Source organism: Bacillota bacterium (assembly GCA_012837285.1).
In the GTDB taxonomy this organism is placed as follows: domain Bacteria; phylum Bacillota; class DTU030; order DUMP01; family DUMP01; genus DUNI01.
Genome location: DURJ01000064.1, coordinates 1 through 18,143, shown reverse-complemented (window position 1 = coordinate 18,143; position 18,143 = coordinate 1). Strand labels below are relative to the sequence as shown.

General features: G+C 47.7%; 16 protein-coding genes and 1 riboswitch. Of the genes, 2 read left to right on the top strand and 14 right to left on the bottom strand.

Features of this window, described 5'->3' with window-relative positions:
- On the top strand, window positions 1-881 hold an 881-nt coding region (locus tag GX016_03830; GenBank protein HHT70688.1), incomplete at its 5' end, for a tryptophanase.
- 147 nt (window positions 882-1,028) lie between these two features.
- Here the strand turns inward: GX016_03830 and GX016_03825 are convergent.
- From GX016_03825 to GX016_03795, 7 genes are all read right to left on the bottom strand, one after another.
- Window positions 1,029-1,652, bottom strand: a complete 624-nt coding sequence (locus GX016_03825; protein HHT70687.1) for a hypothetical protein — start codon at window positions 1,650-1,652, stop codon at window positions 1,029-1,031.
- A 4-nt stretch (window positions 1,653-1,656) separates the two neighbouring features.
- Window positions 1,657-2,574: a fumarate hydratase gene (locus tag GX016_03820; GenBank protein ID HHT70686.1), complete on the bottom strand. Its 918-nt coding sequence runs from the start codon at window positions 2,572-2,574 to the stop codon at window positions 1,657-1,659.
- A gap of 71 nt (window positions 2,575-2,645) precedes the next feature.
- Window positions 2,646-4,043 (bottom strand): YfcC family protein, encoded by a 1,398-nt coding sequence (locus GX016_03815; protein ID HHT70685.1) that lies wholly within the window; start codon window positions 4,041-4,043, stop codon window positions 2,646-2,648.
- Between the two features lie 57 nt (window positions 4,044-4,100).
- Window positions 4,101-5,720 (bottom strand): D-aminoacylase, encoded by a 1,620-nt coding sequence (locus GX016_03810; GenBank protein HHT70684.1) that lies wholly within the window; start codon window positions 5,718-5,720, stop codon window positions 4,101-4,103.
- Window positions 5,717-6,910 carry an amidohydrolase gene (locus GX016_03805; protein ID HHT70683.1) on the bottom strand — a complete coding sequence of 398 codons (1,194 nt, stop codon included), beginning with the start codon at window positions 6,908-6,910 and terminating at the stop codon, window positions 5,717-5,719. Before GX016_03805 ends, GX016_03810 begins: the two co-directional genes overlap by 4 nt.
- Window positions 6,907-7,254, bottom strand: coding sequence for a DUF4387 domain-containing protein (locus GX016_03800; GenBank protein HHT70682.1), 348 nt, complete (start codon window positions 7,252-7,254; stop codon window positions 6,907-6,909). Before GX016_03800 ends, GX016_03805 begins: the two co-directional genes overlap by 4 nt.
- The gene (locus GX016_03795) at window positions 7,251-8,624 is read right to left on the bottom strand and encodes a DUF1446 domain-containing protein (protein ID HHT70681.1); all 1,374 of its coding nucleotides are present in this window, start codon (window positions 8,622-8,624) and stop codon (window positions 7,251-7,253) included. Before GX016_03795 ends, GX016_03800 begins: the two co-directional genes overlap by 4 nt.
- Before the next feature lie 175 nt (window positions 8,625-8,799).
- Between GX016_03795 and GX016_03790 the strand changes: the two genes are divergently transcribed.
- Window positions 8,800-9,726, top strand: coding sequence for an AraC family transcriptional regulator (locus tag GX016_03790; GenBank protein ID HHT70680.1), 927 nt, complete (start codon window positions 8,800-8,802; stop codon window positions 9,724-9,726).
- Between the two features lie 1,077 nt (window positions 9,727-10,803).
- Here GX016_03790 and GX016_03785 read toward each other — a convergent pair.
- The 7 genes from GX016_03785 to GX016_03755 all read right to left on the bottom strand — a co-directional run.
- Window positions 10,804-13,173 (bottom strand): dihydropteroate synthase, encoded by a 2,370-nt coding sequence (locus GX016_03785; GenBank protein ID HHT70679.1) that lies wholly within the window; start codon window positions 13,171-13,173, stop codon window positions 10,804-10,806.
- Complete coding sequence (locus GX016_03780; GenBank protein HHT70678.1) at window positions 13,157-13,834, bottom strand: Vitamin B12 dependent methionine synthase activation protein; 678 nt, start codon at window positions 13,832-13,834, stop codon at window positions 13,157-13,159. Before GX016_03780 ends, GX016_03785 begins: the two co-directional genes overlap by 17 nt.
- On the bottom strand, window positions 13,815-14,705 hold the full coding sequence (gene metF / locus GX016_03775; protein HHT70677.1) for a methylenetetrahydrofolate reductase [NAD(P)H]: 891 nt from the start codon (window positions 14,703-14,705) through the stop codon (window positions 13,815-13,817). The genes GX016_03780 and metF overlap by 20 nt, the downstream gene beginning before the upstream one ends.
- A gap of 132 nt (window positions 14,706-14,837) precedes the next feature.
- A riboswitch (SAM riboswitch) is annotated at window positions 14,838-14,952 on the bottom strand.
- Between the two features lie 84 nt (window positions 14,953-15,036).
- Window positions 15,037-15,552, bottom strand: coding sequence for a DUF1097 domain-containing protein (locus tag GX016_03770; protein HHT70676.1), 516 nt, complete (start codon window positions 15,550-15,552; stop codon window positions 15,037-15,039).
- Between the two features lie 148 nt (window positions 15,553-15,700).
- The gene (locus tag GX016_03765; protein HHT70675.1) at window positions 15,701-16,336 is read right to left on the bottom strand and encodes a cyclase family protein; all 636 of its coding nucleotides are present in this window, start codon (window positions 16,334-16,336) and stop codon (window positions 15,701-15,703) included.
- A gap of 297 nt (window positions 16,337-16,633) precedes the next feature.
- Window positions 16,634-17,779: a pyridoxal phosphate-dependent aminotransferase gene (locus GX016_03760; GenBank protein HHT70674.1), complete on the bottom strand. Its 1,146-nt coding sequence runs from the start codon at window positions 17,777-17,779 to the stop codon at window positions 16,634-16,636.
- Window positions 17,780-17,808: 29 nt separating this feature from the next.
- Window positions 17,809-18,143 (bottom strand): 3-methyl-2-oxobutanoate hydroxymethyltransferase (locus GX016_03755; GenBank protein ID HHT70673.1); only part of this gene is annotated, 335 nt, incomplete at its 5' end.

Below are 18,143 nucleotides of genomic sequence, written 5' to 3'. Positions count from 1 at the left end.
AAGCCGGCACTAACCTCATCGGCGGACAACCATTTTCTTTGGAGAATCTGGCCGAAGTTAGGGACGTTTGTGATAGGCACAGACTTCTGCTAGTATTAGATGCTAGCTTGCTGGCCGATAACTTGTACTTTATTAAGACGCGTGAAAAAAAGTGCAAAGCTATGAGCATCAGAGAAATCACGCGGAAGCTAGCTTCTTTTTGCGATGTCATTTATTTCTCGGCTCGCAAACTGGGCTGTGCCCGCGGAGGCGGTATCTGCACCAACAACGAAGAAGTTTTTGTCAAGATGCGCGAATTCATCCCTCTCTACGAAGGCTTTCTTACTTACGGTGGCATGTCGGTAAGAGAGATGGAAGCTATTACTGTGGGTCTGGACGAAACAATGGACGAGGATTTTATCAACCAAGGTCCCACGTTCATCGCCTTCATGGTGGACGAACTGGTCAGAAACAGCGTGCCGGTGGTAACGCCCGCCGGAGGCTTGGGCTGCCATATCAATGCCATGGAATTTGTGGATCATATCCCGCAAAATGAGTACCCGGCCGGAGCCTTGGCAGCAGCCCTTTATATCGCCAGCGGTGTTCGCGGCATGGAACGCGGTACCATGTCCGAACAGAGAAGCCCCGATGGAACTGAGCCCTGGGCCGACATGGAGCTGCTGCGGCTGGCCATGCCCCGGCGCGTATTTACCCTGTCACAAGTAAAATACGCCGTAGACCGTATCGTCTGGCTCCATGAGAATCGGCATCTGATTCAAGGACTTACTTGGGTAGAAGAACCAAAAATACTGCGCTTCTTCTTCGGCCGATTAAAGCCCGTTTCCGATTGGCAGGAGAAACTGGCGGCCAAGTTCCGGCAGGATTTCGGTGATAGCCTGTAATAAAGAAAACAGACAGTGTTTCGCAACAAGGAGCAAAAGCCTGGCACTACTTTTAGGTGCCAGGCCTTATCTTCGATATTCCACGCGAACACAAGTATACTAAACTAAAGTAGACAGAAGCGCTAACACAATTGTTAGGAAAAAGAATTAATAAAGCTTTGTATACTGAAAGTCCTGTGGTATCTTGAGCATCTTAAATACCTTTTCCTTGTTGGCATCGACAATGGCGCTGTTTTGTTCGAATAGGTTGTTGCCGTCACAATCTATATCTACTACAAAGGGCCCCAGCTCGTTTAGCTGCAGTTGCCATGATGCTTCAATTGTACCAAGCTCGTCAAAAAGATACACATCTTCAATAGTGATAGAATCGATCCATAGATTAGGGCTGACACATTGCGGTGAAACATGGACACACTTCTTTTTCTTCATCATTTTAGCAGTGTCAGGACCCATGGTTGTTTTGCCGCAGATTAGTTTGAGCCCCCACTCCTCGACCGAACGCGGACCCCATTTTTCAAATCGGATGCTCGATGTTGGCATGAAAGAAATCAACTTCCATGCATCGTTTTCTCGAATAACAATCGGCCCGGTGTGTATCAATACGTTTCTATTATCAGTCAAAAAAGGAAGGGTATGGCCCTCATCGAAAATGTATCTGTGTAGCCTCGATCTACATGTAAATGCAGGCCCGCTCAAATATACTGTATCACCTATTCTGAGCTGCTCAACATCCTTGTCGGATAAGGGTGATTTTAGATAATACACTGCCATAACCTTACCTCCCTTCAAACCAATTGGGGCTCTCCATCATCTGCACAGTGGAGTCGGCAAGTATGCGACTCGACGCTCTCCGTGCCACCATACAGTTACTGCTTGTTGCACATACAATTCCAGCGATGTGTGTATAGGCATATTCAATGTTAACAGCAAAGACAGACGTATTGCCACCGGCCCCCATTATACCAACCCCTAGACTATTAAGCGCTTCGTACAGTTCCTCCTCTAGCTTAGTAATCATTGGCTCGGGATGCTTTGAACCAATAGTCCTAAGACATGCTGCTTGCTTGGCAAGGTTAGCTGCTACATTAGCTGTTCCGCCGATGCCAACTCCTAAAATGGAAGGTGGGCAAATTGCTCCGGTTCTTGTGGAATCGATAAAGCTGTCGACGACAAATTTCTTGATGCCAGCAGTTCCATCCGCAAAAGCAACAACTCGATGTCTTGTTCCACCGAAGCACTCCGATCCTCCACCTTTGGCAACGTAGGTAATCTCCAAATCGCCACCTGGCACGAACTGATAGGTGAAGTCCGGAATATTCATGCCAATATTGGTACCCGGGTCGAAGCCAGTGAGGGGATGTTTCATGGTCGAACGCAAATATCCTTTTTGCGTAGCGCAGATGACAGCCTGTCTTGTCGCATCCTCAAGCGAAGCTACGCCGCCCTCGAGCACACACTCATTCCCTACTTTGAAATAGAATATCGGCCAGCCTGTATCAGGACAAGCTGGATTGCCCCTACTAGACGATAGTTCTATGCTCTCGAGGGTTTTCTGCAAACCCATCTTCGCAACAGGAGAAGTCTCCATCTCGATAGCGCGTAGAAAAGCAGCGCGTACGTCGTGGCTAACAACGGTTGAACCCTTACGGATGGTTTCGTAAATCACCTGTTCATATAAATTACGTTTAATCAACTGAATGTCCTCCTGTATTCCACCAGCAATGCATAAGGGTAATTATGTTTGCTGTTTTCAATATTAATTGGTTAGAATGGTCCCAGGTTGATTAGTGTAGCAATCACAATGAATACTCCTCCCAAAGCAAGGTTCATTAACACCCATTTCCAGATAAATTTAATCCACTTATCGTAAGGTATGTTCCCAAACGCTAAGCCTGCCATGAGCACCGACGACATGGGAAGAACCTGATTAGTAAAACCATCGCCGTACTGGAACGCAAGAACAACTGTCTGCTGGGTTAGGCCCAGCACATCACCGACCGGTGAAAGAATCGGAATAACAGTAGCCGCCTGTCCACTGCCGGAAGTAATAAAGGTATTGATGATAATGTTAATGACATACATCATAAGCGCGCTGAGCACCTTGGGCAGGCCGGTCAGTAGACTGGCAAGACCGTAAACGACAGTATCGATAATATTTCCCTTGGTAAGCACTATACCAATGCCAGCTGAGATGCCGACTATTAGAGCACCGAACGTTATTTTCTTTGCCCCTTCGACAAACTCTTTGGCGATGCGGCTGGGGCTGAACCCATAAAGCAAGCCGCAGACAATACCCATAGCCAGAAACACAGCAGGAATCTCATCAGCTGCACTCCATGATTGGATTGCACCATAAACCACAAAAGCAAAGCCGATAACGAACGCGAGCAGCACCAGCTTGCGACGGCTGGTGAACTCTGGTATCGTCTCCTCATCTACTGCAGCTGGTGTGGTTACACCCTCGACAGCATACACATAACTTAAGGTGGGATCCTGTTGTACCTTCTTTACATAACGGGTAATATAGATGGAACCGAAAACCCAGAGCACTGCCGTACAAATCAACCGGAACTCCCAGCCGGAGAACATGGGAAGTCCGATGATTGACTGTGCTGTACCGGTGGTAGGAGCAAGAAACGCACCCCCTGTGAAACCGATGTTCATCCCCATACCAACGAGCGCTATGCCTACCAGGGCATCAGCTCCTACGTTAAACGCCAGTAACAAACCGAGCGGCATAAACGCAACAATGGCATTGCTGACACCTACTGCACCTAACGCTACAAAACAAAGTAGGACAAGTGGCATAACAATTGATGGCTTGTCCTTGAAGGTCCGCACTACCCGGCCGATACTAGCTTCCAGCGTGCCGGTTGCATTGATAATTTCGATGCTCCCAGAAATAACGATGATTGTAAACATAATACTTGCAGCCTTATGCAAACCCTGCGGAATTGCCGTAAGCACACCCCAAGGCCCGACCGGACTTTGCTCGACATAATGATAGGAATGTGGGTCAACGACTTTCCGGCCATCCACTTCGATCTTGTCGTAGACACCGGCAGGAAGGATATAAGTCAACACTGCCGCGATAATAATAAGACCAACAATTAAAACATAAGCATGAGGCATTTTGAACTTAGGTTGTCCATTCTTTTTCATCTTTTACTAACTCCTTTTTGTTTGCTGTTTAGTAAGACGACGATGACAGAGTGATTCCTATGGCTCCCCCCTTCTTAATATACGACCGCCTGTATTTCCAGTTATCTTGCCTTCCGCCACTGCAATGCAACCATTTACCAGCACGTATTCAACACCTTTGGGTGTATTGAGTGGCTCCACGTATGTTGCGGTATCACATATTTCGTTTTTATCAAATATGGTGATGTCTGCATAGAATTCTTCTTTAATAAGGCCCCGGTTACTAAATTGAAAACGAGTTGCAGGAAAACCGGTCATTTTATAAACAGCATTTTCCAAAGTAATTACATTGTCTTCCCTTACGTACTTTCTGATGACACGCGGAAACGTACCGCTGTTACGTGGATGGGCACCCCACCCCGCCTTTACCGGCACCGAATCCGAACCAATCATGGTAAGAGGGCTTCTCACAAAAGTACTTATGTCATTAGGGTGCATAGCAAAGTTAACTACCATTGCTGTTATGTCAGATTCCACCATGATTTTAATGGCACAATCCAGCGGTGACATATTTAACTCGCTGCTAATTTCGCATAGATTCTTGCCCACCAGATGCTCATTGTTCTTTGCAATCACAACCAGCATTTTTTCACAGCCGGCGAGCATATCTTCATATCTCTCATATCTTCTGAACCGGCAAATATCCTCAATAATTCTGTCATGTAAAGTAGGGTCAGTAAGTCTGGCAATCATAGCTCGCTCATTACCTTCCCTGACCCATGCTGGCAACAGAAGCGCCTCCATCCCAATGCAAACTGCATCATAGGGGTAAAGATCGAATGTAATATCCACCCCACGTTCGCGGGTCTCGTAGACTATATCCATAAATTCTCTGACAAGAGCCTCTGAATTCTTCTGATGCATTATTTTGACGTGATGTATCTGACCCGGGATATGGTTTTTGTCTACGATCTCTATCATTTCTTTAGTCGCTTCAATCCAGTTATTCTCTTCGTTTCTCAGATGGCTGGCAAATGGTGCATTAAACTCGGACAATACCGAGGCTAGCTCCACTAATTCGCTGTGTTCCGAAAAAACAGCCGGCGCATAGATGAGACCGGAGCTCAGGCCAATTGCGCCTTCCTTCAGGGACTGGCGCAGTAGCTCTTTCATATGCTCCATATCTGCTCTGGTCGGTTTCTGATCCGAAAGTCCCAACACGTTAAAACGAATGGTTGTATGTCCGACATATGAGGCAAAATTAATTCCCAGCGGTCGCTTCTCCAGTTCCGAAAAGTATTCCGCAAAGCTGTTCCAATGTGCTTCTTCATGACGCTCTATGTTTCTTGAAGTTCTTCGTTTTAGCCATGCGCCTTTGTTCTCGTTCGTAACCGGAGCCATGGAGTTTCCGCAACAACCGGTGATTACCGTCGTTACTCCTTGTAGCAGCTTGTCTTCTGCAAGGGGATATAGAAACTCTGCAAACTCAAAAGGCACCAGATCATAATGCGTATGTGTGTCGATGAACCCTGGACTTACGATTTTTCCACTGGCGTCAATCTCTCTCGCCGCTAAATCAGACTGCAAATTGCCGATTTTGACAATCCTTCCACCATCTACTGCCACATCTCCCGTGTACCATGGGGATCCGGTGCCATCTACGATTTTCCCATTTCTGATGATGATTTCATACTTCATTTAGCTTCTCTCTCCAGTCCTCCCATATTGTCAATAACAAATTGAGTGAAAACCTTAACTCCTATTGGTAAGGCATCCTCGTCAATCTGCCAGTCACTGTTATGTGGCATCCCTGTAAAGCCCTTATCTTCATTTCTGGTGCAAATCCGGAAAAACACACCCGGCTTCTTGGTAAGATACATAGAAAAGTCCTCGGAACTCATCTTTGGTTTCTCCATAAAAAACACATTTTCGCGCCCCACAACCTTGGCCGCCGCGTCCATAAGCCGCTTATTGATTTTTTCGTCGTTATATACCGGTGGCAACGTTTTCTTTGTTACAACGCGTGTCGTCGCACCTACCTCCCTAGCTACGTTGGTAACGATATCCTCCATCCGTTTGGCGACATACGCATCGACCTCGTCACAATGTGTGCGCAGCGTTCCGGTCATTTTTGCCTGTGCTGCGACCACGTTCACCGCCGTACCTCCCTGAATTGTACCGATGTTAAATGCGTATAGGGCGAACGGATCCATCTCCCTGGCCAGCATAAGGTGAATATCACCGTATATTCTATGTGCCACGGCGATAGCATCGATGCCGGTATGAGGCATCACTGCATGAGCCGTTTTACCGCTGATTTCTATTTCAAACACCCGATTAGAGGCCAAAGCGGGGCCATTGATAAACCCTACCTTTCCGACTGGGTAGGCGTTATCAGTGTGGCAGGCGATAATGATGTCGATGTTATCCATAACACCGTCCTCAACCATGAGCTTGGCACCACTACGGGCTCCCTCTTCACTGGGTTGGAACAGGAACATTACACGGCAGTCAATTTCATCCTTAATTTGGTTAAGAGCCTTCACCGTTCCCAGCAAAATCGCTGTGTGCGCATCGTGTCCGCAGGCATGCATTTTACCGTCGTGACGGGATTTGTACGGTACGTCATTTTTTTCTTGAATGGGCAATGCATCCATGTCTGCTCGGATCCCAATGGTAAAGTTCTCCTTATGTTCATTAATTGTGGCTACCACACTACTCTTACCGTACTTTTCAGTGTGTTGTACGCCCATGGCATCGAGCTCTGATTTCACCAGCGCTATGGTTTTGGGAAGGTCAAAGCCAACTTCGGGATACATATGCAGCTTTCTTCTGATATTTGTCAAATATTCTTGGCTTATCAGAGAGTTCAGCTCCGGAATGTTCATTTGACGGCCTCCATTCTTCTGTCGTTTTTATCTTCGAAGACTAGATCCATAAGCGGTGCATGCTGCTGCGCACCGTAAACATCGCGCTCGCCTATACCACCAGAACCAATGGGGCGTACCATGGTCACCTTGATAGCCAGGGCAGGCGCAAATTCGATAATACTGAGTACATGCGCCGGGTCCAACTTATATAGGTCGGCAATTAGATCTGGATTTATGATTTTTCCCTTGACAACTTTATCAAACATATCTTCTTCTTTAAAAATCACATCCAGCGTTAGCTCGTAAGGACCCGAATTTTTTGATCGAATAACGGCTGCCACATCACGAAGCCTGATTATCATTTGACCTCACCCCCCGCAATGTTGTAATGGGTTCTTTTGAACACTTTTTCGGGTTCATCTGTCTCAAGCAGACTGTAAACTGAGAAGTTGTATACTGCTCCGACGGGAATGTCGGATGGAGAATACGGGAACGCTAGGTTACCCGCTGTGGCCAGTCGCCCCTCATACCCATGGTGCAGAAGTGTAGAACGTGCGACCGAACAGACAGTGTTTGCCTGTTCCTGTGTGTCAGCTACCACGTCAATAATAATACCGATTTCATGCGAGTTTGTTGTTTCGTTCGGTTCAAATTCTCCCATCACGCCATTTTTGCCGTAAACAATAAAGTCTAAATGGAATTCAAAGTCGGAGCCGGAGAGGTTGGCAGCGATGCGTGCACGTACAGCCTCCAATATGGTGTCGATCTGCGAGATGAAAACCGAATCGCGGTTACCACAAATGGATATCGTACGATAACCAATAGGTCTAGCACCCTCCAGTTTTACCGTTTTCTTGGCATCCTCAACATATTTGCTCCCTGTCACCTTAACACGGCGTTCTGTCTGCTGAGTAAAAGTACACCCCGACACATCTAGCACGCCGCCGGGGCCGGGTAAAAGATACGGATTCGATTTTTCGTACAGTGTATGCACTGCAACTGAGATAACAGTGCATCTGCGTGCAGGGCTGAGGGGTTCTATCATGAAATAATCCTCGCCTAAGTATCCCATCATGCAATCTGAACCACTTCCCGGTACAGCAGCAATGGCCGCACATTCGAGTATTTTGCCCAGGTGTGTTGCCAAGGCTTTAGAAAAACCTGCCCGTACGGCCGGAGCTGCAAAGACAGCAGGATCGTAACAACGTCCACAAAGCACCACCTGTGCACCTTCATCGAGTGCACTTATGATAGGCTCAATACCCATCTGTGCCACAACCCGCGTGCTGTCCAAGATATCCTTGTAGTCAATTGCGGGTGCTACCCCCACCGGGGAAATCTTCCCGTGCATAAGTTGCCGGACAAGGAAGTCCTTGTCCAATTCGGCCGAAATGGTAGCGAGTTTGAAAGTCAAGTTGTGCTCCTTAGCAATCTCCAAGACAATCTTTGTCTCCCTTTCAAGATGCGGCCTTCCGCCCGAACCGCCTGCCGAGCCAACGATCAACGGGATGTTTAGCTCACAAGCCGCTCTTATCAACAACGTCAGATCGCGCTTAACCGCCGTCGCGGTGGTAAAAGGAGTGCCGCTGCCGAGATAATACGGCCCTGGGTCCGTCGAGCCAGCATCGGCCGCGATCAAATCTGGCTTTAGTGCTAGCCCCGCTCTAAGTGAGTCCTCCGGAAAACCATATCCGATAATGCCCGTTGGAGAAAGTAACTTCATTGTTTTCACTATAGTTGCCCCTTTTCCGCTTGATAACCAGCCTAATTAATTACATCTTAACAATAGAAACTACGCCTGCCCATTGCAGTTTTGCCGTAGTTGTTTGCATTTTTCCCAAACATCGATTCATAACTGGTTTTTTGTATTATGTTGCGATACACTGAGGGTGGAGAGGTGTTTTGATATGCTTGGCAGGAAGATATCGCTTGGTTTTTTCAAAAACGTCTCGCACTATTACCATGTGTATAAAATTAGTAGTAGCAGGGTCGCAGAGGTTCCTCATCACCACGATTTCTTTCAGATTTGCTACGTTGCTTGCGGTGATATTATCCACAAACAGAAAAATGATGAGGTGCATTTAGTTAGAGGAGATGCTTTCATAATTCCTCCTAACTTTACGCACAGCATCATATCAAAAAACCCAAACGCCGAATTCTACTCCCTGTCCTTTCAAGAACCGTTGTTCTATCCCGGCTTTTCCAATACCAGTGCCAATAACTTTCTGATGGCACTTAAGCTAGATTCTGTGAACAAGAGGCACATTGACGTACGTTTAAGGATTAGACTTGACAACCTTGAACGTGTTAACATGGAGACTCTGTTCGAATGTTTGCTACGCGAATTCCAATTAGATTTGCCTCGGGACAACACCATGGCAGACAGTCTCATTGCATCAATACTTATCGTTCTTTCCCGTGCTTATTTTGCCGAGCCTGGCGCACAACAACAGTTAAGCGATATCAACGAATATCATGAGTCTATTATGGCTTGCATCCAATACATCGATCAGAACTATATGAAGCCACTGACTTTGCCAGGTCTCGCACGAAAATATGCTCTTTCCAAATCGACCTTTGGGATGCTGTTTCCTCAAATCGCAGGGATGTCCTTTAAACGTTACCTTAACGAAAAAAGAATTGAACATGCTGTATCCTTATCGGCTGTTGAATCTCTTTCCTATTATGAGATCGCTAGATTGGTAGGGTACAAGGACACTTCTACCTTCTATCGTAATTTCGTAAAAGTCATGGGCATATCTCCCGCAGAGTACCGCAAGCAAGCGCAAAATACTGACAGCACCGATATAAGACTTTCAGTGGGAGGAGGTTAGTTTTTTTATTTGACCTGTTAGCTAGTAAAACAGCCAATAATTCTTCTAATAGAGTAGGGAAACCACTCGCATGGCTCCCCCCTCATCAAAAGGTACGTGCCCTATTAAGGCATACGGCTTACCAACGTGACTAGATCGTTTAACCCATTGCTAATCTTTGAGCACCGGCCCATTCACGGTGGACCCACAAGACGATGAAGCTGCTTTGCTGTGTTGTACACAGCGAACGCAACTGCCCGTCGCACGCATAAAGGCCTGCCACTGTTTAAGTGTCAGGCCTTGTTTGTACCTTAAGTCCAATTTTTTGCTCCTAAAAATGCTGTCCCCAAACCCCCCCACATAAGCTCTGCTTCTGTGAACAACCTCGGAAATATGCACTTCTCTTAATTGAACTGATACCGAAAAGTCACCCTCCAGTTCCCTACCCGGAGCCTATAAATACCCTTTTGCCCCTCTAACTTTATAACATCTCCTTCTAGTGGAAAACTCCTTAAGTTGCCTTCTATTGCCAACTTGATTTTACTTGCGTATCACGCTCAAGCCTTCGAAGCTGCCTTATGGCTTTAGGGGAGAAAATAATCTCAAATACCGAGATCTTTCCAGACATCTTCAGCCCTCACGCCTTTGCCTGCCTCAATTTCGGCAAACCCTGTTCGATCTCCTTAGCTTCCCCTGAGGTAATACGCTCTGTCGGCCAAGCCATAGATTCCAGGATAATTAGTAAAGCTCCCACCTGATCATCATTTAGTTTCTCGATTAAAGCTTTGGCATGGTCGCGCGGTTTCAGTGGCAACGCCATTAAATTGGCCAGAATTAGATGAAGACATCGCTGTAGAAAGCTTGCTAAAGCCTGAAGTATGGTGCTTAACATTAAAAGAGTGATTTTGATTGAATTAAGCAGCAGAGACGTTTCTACTGGCACGGAGGCCTTAAAGCAGCCTGGTTTAAGGCCTCCGTTTCTATGTAAAGCTACTGCTAGTTCTTCTCACTACGCACAAGATTCCAGTCGGTTTACTCTTCACTCCTGTTCAAGCCAAGGGCAATCAAGTTGGCCACGAGCCAACAGCAAGTCGCTGGTTAGCCAAAGAATCCCTGGGCAATTTTTACGGCTGCGCGGGCGTCTCGGCCGTAATAGTCGGCACCGATCAGTTGGGCATATTCGCTGTTTAGAACGGCTCCGCCCACCATGACCTTGCAAGGCAAGCCTTCCTCTTTTAAGGCTCGGATGGTGTTTTCCATGCTGCGGACGGTGGTGGTCATAAGGGCGCTCAAACCGACCAGATTAATCTTGTGCTCTTTTACTTGCCGGACAATGTCCTCTTCTGGGACGTCCTTACCGAGATCGATAACTTGAAAGCCGTAGTTCTCCAGCAAGATCTTGACAATATTCTTCCCGATATCGTGGATGTCGCCGCGGACGGTGGCCAGCAGGATTTTGCCTTTATCCACGGCTGTGCTGGCTCCCTGATTTTCCACCAGGTGCTGTTTGATTACGCCAAAGGCCTTTTTTACTGTTTCGGCCGATTGTATCAGCTGAGGAAGAAAGATCTCCCCCTGTTCGTACCGGCGGCCGACGATATCTAGGGCTGGGATTAGATATTGATCCACGATTGCCAATGGGCTTAACTGCTGCAGCAATTCCTTTGTTTTGGCAGGAGCTTCTTCTCTGATCCCGTTGATGATTGCTGTTCTCAAATCCATTTCCGAGGGCTCAGCCGAAGGAGCGGGCCTCTTCTCGACTCCCCCATAGGCAGCGATATAATCGGCGGCATCCTGGTCATGGCCCCAGAGCACACCAAAGGCGCGGACGGTTTCAGCCATGTCTTCATCCAAGGGATCTAGAATAGGCGCATCCAGCCTAGCAGCCAAAGCAGCCGCCAAGAAAGTCCGATTGAGCAGTCTTCGTTCCGGCAAGCCAAAGGAAACATTACTTACCCCTAGGGTGGTTTTTACCCCCAGCTGCTCTTTCACCAGGGCTACGGCCTTTATCGTCTCTTTGACTTGGCTTTGCTGAGCCGAAGCGGTAAGCACCAGACAATCGATAATTAGGTCTTCCTTATCTATGCCATACTGCTGCGCCGTCTTCACTATTTTAGCGGCGATTTGGAGTCGTTCTTCGGCTTTGGCCGGGATCCCGTCCTCATCTAAGGTTAGACAGACTGCAGCCGCCCCATATTTCTTGACAAGGGGAAATAGCGCTTCCATTTCTTGTTGCTTCCCACTCACGGAATTAATCAGGGGCTTGCCGTTGTACCTCCGAGCGGCAGCTTCGATCACCTCCGCTCGGGCGCTGTCGATCTGAAGCGGCAAGCTTACTATGCTCTGAAGCTCTTCAATAATATCTACCATAACAGCTTTTTCATCTATTTCCGGCAGCCCCACGTTCACATCAAGAATATGGGCCCCGGCGTCCCGTTGGTTTATGGCCTGGTGCAATATGTAGTCGCTGTCGCCGCGCCTCAAGGCTTCTTTGAGCTGTTTCTTGCCAGTGGGGTTGATTCTTTCGCCGATAATGGTAACACCGCTTCCGATCACTACTGTATCGGCAAATGAGCTCACTGCTGTTATCTTTTCGATTTTACGCTCTACCGGTCTTAAGCCGGCCAATTCTTTCTTGATCGCCTTGATGTGGTTGGGATTGGTACCGCAGCAGCCGCCCAGGATGGTAACACCCATCTGGGCCATAATCTTGGCATAGTGGGCAAACTCCTCCGGCCCCACATTAAAGACAGTCTTCCCCAGGACTACTTTAGGCAGGCCGGCATTGGGCTGAGCCATCACCGGTACTTTGGCATACTTAAGGATTTCTTCGATTAAAGGCAATACTTCCTTCGGTCCCAGAGAACAATTGAGCCCCAGGGCTTTAACCCCCAACCCTTGGACGATATTGACCATGGTGAGAGGATCCGTTCCGGTCAGGGTTCTCCCATTCGGCTGAAAAGTCATGGTGGCAATCACCGGCAGATCGCTGTTTTCTTGGGCGGCTAAAATGGCAGCTTTGGCCTCGTAAACATCGGACATGGTTTCAATTAGAATCAGATCGGCCCCGGCCTCAGCTCCAGCAATGACTTGCTCGGCAAATGTGCTGTAAGCCTGATCAAAAGACAGGGTCCCATAGGGCTGCATCAACTGTCCGCTGGGCCCTATATCCAGCGCCACCAGCTTTTCTTTGGCCGCCCGGCGGGCAATTTGAACAGCACCGGTTACAATTTCGTCAACATTATAGCCATATTGGCTAAGCTTGTAGCGGTTAGCACCAAAGGTATTGGTGGTAATAATGTCTGCCCCGGCGGCCAGGTACCCCCCATGGATGTGCTCGATAATCTCCGGGTGCAGTAGATTATAGCTTTCCGGCAGTTCACCGGTTTTGAGTCCCTGGGTTTGAAGCATGGTACCCATGCCACCGTCAAACAGCAGGAACCGGGAAAAATCAATTTCTCTTGTCACAGCCTTTTCCGTCCCTTCTAAGCTCACAATCTAGGTTCGCACAGGCTTCACATTTGCTGTAAGTACAATTTTGGTCCGGAGGGTTTCCCTGTAAGCCGATCACAGCCGTGACCGATTTTCGAGGAATGAGAAGCGATCTCTCCGTCACCGAAAGCCCAATCTTTCGGTAAGCATCTAACACAGCCATGATACCCTGCTGCATCTCTAATGGAAAATCGCCATAGCCAGGGCTGTAACGGGAAGTTATGTAGAGGCCTTCTCGGCCGGCCCTGGCTCTGATTTTAGCTTCGACTTGATCGCACAAAGCTTCAATAGCGGCGGACGCACAGGCATCCAGCACAATGCCTCTGGATAAATCCAGTCTAGAATAAAAGGCAATTCTTTGATCAACTTTAAGACCTAAGGTAACAGCCATAAGCGCACAGCGCCCAGAGTGCTGTAAATGCCTCTTAATATCTCGACCGGGAAAGGTTAAAATGCTGTCTTTGAGTGCGATTGACCCTTCTTCTCTTGTTACAGTAAAAAACTCATAGACGTATTTTCTCTGAGCCAGGCCATCAATTTCATCCAGACACTCGTCAATTAGTCTAGTGGTGTTTTCGTCGGCCTGTTGGCCCTTGTACCCCAAATAATGTAAGACTTCAGCGTGATTGATGTTCATGATCACAGTTTCCCCTAACATCTTCAATAGCGGCGAAAATTCTCCGAGCTACCTCCGGACGATTCATGGCATAAAGATGAATGCCATCCACCCCGGAAGAAAGCAAATCTATTATTTGCTCCGTAGCATAAGCGATACCCGCTTCCTTCAAAGCTTCAGGTTCATCATCGTAGGTGGCCATGATCTTTCTTAATCGCGGTGACATGGTGGCACCGCAAAGATTGGTGATGCGCTCAATCTGCTTTTTATTGATCACCGGCATGATCCCGGCTGAAACCGGACACTGGATCTCTAAAGCATCTAGCCGCTCCTTGAAGCTATAAAACAATTCATTGTCAAAAAACAGCTGGGTGATGAGAAAGTCCGCTCCCGAGCTTACTTTTTGTTTCAAATGTTTAAGATCCAGGTCCAAGCTCTCGCACTCTATATGCCCTTCCGGATAACAGGCGGCACCGATACAAAAACCGCCGTCTGATTTTATGTGGGTGATCAGATCCTTGGCATAAGTGTAATCAAACTTAACAGCAACCCCATCTTGGGGCATATCGCCTCTTAAGGCCAGGATGTTTTCAATGTTTTTTGACTGTAGCCGGGCCAGAATGTCATCAATTTCGTCTTTGCCAGTGCCGACGCAAGTAAGATGAGCCAGGGTTTCTATCCCGTACTTGTTTTTTACTCGGTCGGCTATTTCTACCGTATAGTCCCTGCTGCTGCCGCCAGCGCCATAGGTTACACTGATAAAATCCGGATTTAGATCTTGTACAGCCTCAATGGTGGAGATAACACCATCTAGCGGCGACTCCGGTTTCGGCGGAAAGACTTCCACCGATAGCACCGGTTTACAGCGGTTGAACAAGTATTTAATGCGCATATTTTCTGCCTCCTTCACCATAGCCCAGGTCCCATTGGGGTCCGCCTTGCCTGGGGCCAAAAAGCGGAAAGCTGCTTTTCGATAAGAAAAGCAGCTTGTTTACGGTTTAATTAAGCTAAACATTAGCTGTTAATCTTATCTCTCAGGATGAAGAATCACCCTGCAGGAATTAACACCGCTGCATTCAGATGAGAATGCCGGTTGTCGAGCTTCATAGGGCCCGTCCCTCAGCTGCTCTGGATAAGATATCCTCTATTTATTTGCCTGCTTCATTTTATTTGATTCTGCCAGACTTGTCAACCGTTGCTCCCTGAACTTCCTTGAAAGTCGCCTATGTGGTTACTGTAGGTTCATCAGCTGCAGGTTTATCAACAACTTTAGTTATGATTTTCCCGCCCTCTGTGATTAGGACTCCCAAAACCAAACCCAGGGCTAAAGTGATTATGACCCAGACACTGTTTTGTCCCCCGGTACCGAAGCAAGATGCAAAGCCACCAAATACCATCGGAGCATGCCCGAGTACCGTATTCGGGAACCATACCATATGAACAATGCAGAGAATTGCGACTATAGGAGTTAGGGTCACTAGCATGTTAATACCGGGGTCAGCGATGCCGGTAAGGCCAAGAGCCCACAAACTGAGCAAGCCCCATAAGACACCGCTGGTGGCCGAACAAAAGTAGGTTGGAAATGTTTTATACTCTGCTCCGCCGCAGAAGAAAATCGGCAGAGAAACAAACGCTACCCACATAAAGCCCGCATTGGGGAGGCCAGTACATACCCAACAGTAAATACCATCTAGAAGACCAATCCAGATACACCAAAGAATCATTGCTTTTTTACTCATGCCCATTTTCCCTCCTTACCGGTTCTAGATTTATTCAGTACCAGGAGCTGGTAGGCAACAATAGTCTACACTCGGTGGGTTTTGTTGTTGCCTACCATAACATGCACTTAACAATCAATGTGCCTTTCTGCCTACACCAAGCTTATTCTTATTCTTTTATGACTGCAAATGCTCTCGTGAACCCTCCATCAGCCTTGTCCACCAAGACTGGGGCAGCTGAGAAGAAAATTCTTTCAACGTCTATTTGGTCCAAGTTGTTCAAGTTCTCTATGATGGGAATTTGGTTACCCATAAGGATGTGATGGATCGGGGACGTGGTGCTTTCAACTTGATCAGGAGAAATGAAATCCATGCCCACGGCCTTTATCTTTAGTTCTACCAGCTCAGTGGCCAGTTCTTCAGAAAAATAAGGTGATTTTTCCACATATTCAGGTTGACCCCACAGCTTGGAATATCCTGTGCGCACCAGAACAATATCTCCGGGCTTAATGTCGTAATCTTTCAGCACATCAGCTTTAATCTCCATTCCATCGTTAACAGGTGCATCAACAATAATTGCCTCACCGACAAAAGTGTCCAGTGGGATTTCATCCATTGTCTTGGCCCCTTTTACCACGTGGGCAAACGCATCACAATGGGTGCCCACATGAACAATGGCGTGAAAATCCGTCACCCTAAATCCACCCTCGTCTATTTGAGCAATCTGTTTGACATCAATGGGTGGAGTCCCTGGGAACTGCGTCATTCCCATTTCATAAGCATGGGACAAATCCATTATTCTCATAAGACTACCCCTCCTGACTATTCTGTCCTTTAATTTACTGTGTCATGCCCCCGCTGTCCGTTGACCAGAAAACACCTCCCCCTATTTGAGTTTTTAGCCCTAAAACTACCGCCTCCTTTCCACTGGCAGAATGCCCGGAGTTGGCCAGCTAATAAAGGAGCGGGTATCTATCCAGCGAGCGAAGCCTAATTGGGTTTGGACTTTGGCCGGCTAATCTGGCCAGTGCTGAACTTGCTCAAAGCTAGAAAACCGGAACCTGTTACACCCCTGGAAAAGTACCCGCACCTAGGTATTTCCCTAACCCAGTACCCTCTTTAGGCGGCTCATGGCCTCCTTTAGATCCTCGAAGCTAGCACAAAAACCTATGCGCACATATCCCTCACCACAGGAACCGAATGCTGTCCCCGGAACAGTCACCACCTGGGCTTCATGGAGCCATTTCTTGGCCACTTCTTCTGAAGAGCCCAAGGCAGAGACATTGGCAAAGGCATAAAATGCACCTTCTACAGGCCAACACTCCACTCCCGTTAGTTTGTTAAGCTCAGCCACAATGTAATCACGACGGCGGCCATATTCAGCTACCATTTCTGTTACCGCATCTTGTGGGCCTAATAAAGCTTCCACTGCCCCCTTCTGGGCAGCGGCATTAACACAAGCTGACAGTGATTGCTCCATCATCGTCATACGAGCAATCACCTCAGCCGAGCCGTGAGCATACCCGATCCGCCAGCCGGTCATGGCATAGGTCTTGGAAAAACTATTGACTGTGATCACCCGCTCGGCCATTTGTGGCAAAGAACCTATACTCACATGCTGTCGGCCGTCGTAGATAATTTTCTCATAGGGTTCGTCGGCAATAACGTATAGATCGTTCTTTTTTACTACTTCTGCGATCTCTTCTAATTCTTCTCTCGTAAGTACGGCACCGGTTGGGTTCGACGGGGTGTTAATAATAAGGACTTTGCTCCGTTCGGTAATTACCTTCTCTAAGTGTGCAGCCTTGACGTGAAACCTATCGGTATCATAGGTGGGCAAAGACACTCTTTCAGCACCGGCGAGCAGTATTTGCCCCTGGTAGTTGGGCCAGGCAGGGTTTGGTAAGATTACTTCGTCGCCTGGGTTTACCAGAGCCAGTAAAGCCAGCATTATGGCTTCCCCGGCACCGGTGGTTACGATTACATTGTCGGCAGTGGCGGCCAAACCATTGTCTCGTTCCAGCTTAGCGGCAATAGCTGCTCTAAGTTCCGGTAGTCCATTATTAGGTGTATATTTGGTGTACCCTTGTCGCAGAGCATCAGCTGCGGCTTCAATAATATTGGCTGGAGTGGTGAAACCAGGCTCTCCTATACCCAAGCTAATTACATCTTGGTACTTCTCGGCCATAACTCCCATGGCCCGAATGCCTGAGCGAGGATACTCTAATGCCCTTTCACTCAGTTTCATTTAATTCACCTCCTGATCAAGAGGGTGCTCTAATCGGTTATCCCGTATTTCTTGAGCAATTCTTCAGCTTCTCCTGGATGCATCTTATAGTAATGCTCCTCGGCGGGGAACTTGCCTTCCTTAACCTCGTTAATGTAAGCTTCAAAAGCCTCTCGCATGGCATTGCCTAAATCTGTATACTTCTTCACAAACTTCGGTGTGAACGCTTCAAAGCAACCCAACATATCATGAGAGATCAAAAGTTGGCCATGGCAATGCGGTCCGGCTCCAATCCCAATAACAGGAACGTTAGCCTGCTCAGTGATGATGCGGCCTACTTCTGGAGGTACCGCTTCAATCAGCAGAGTTACGATGCCCGCCTCTT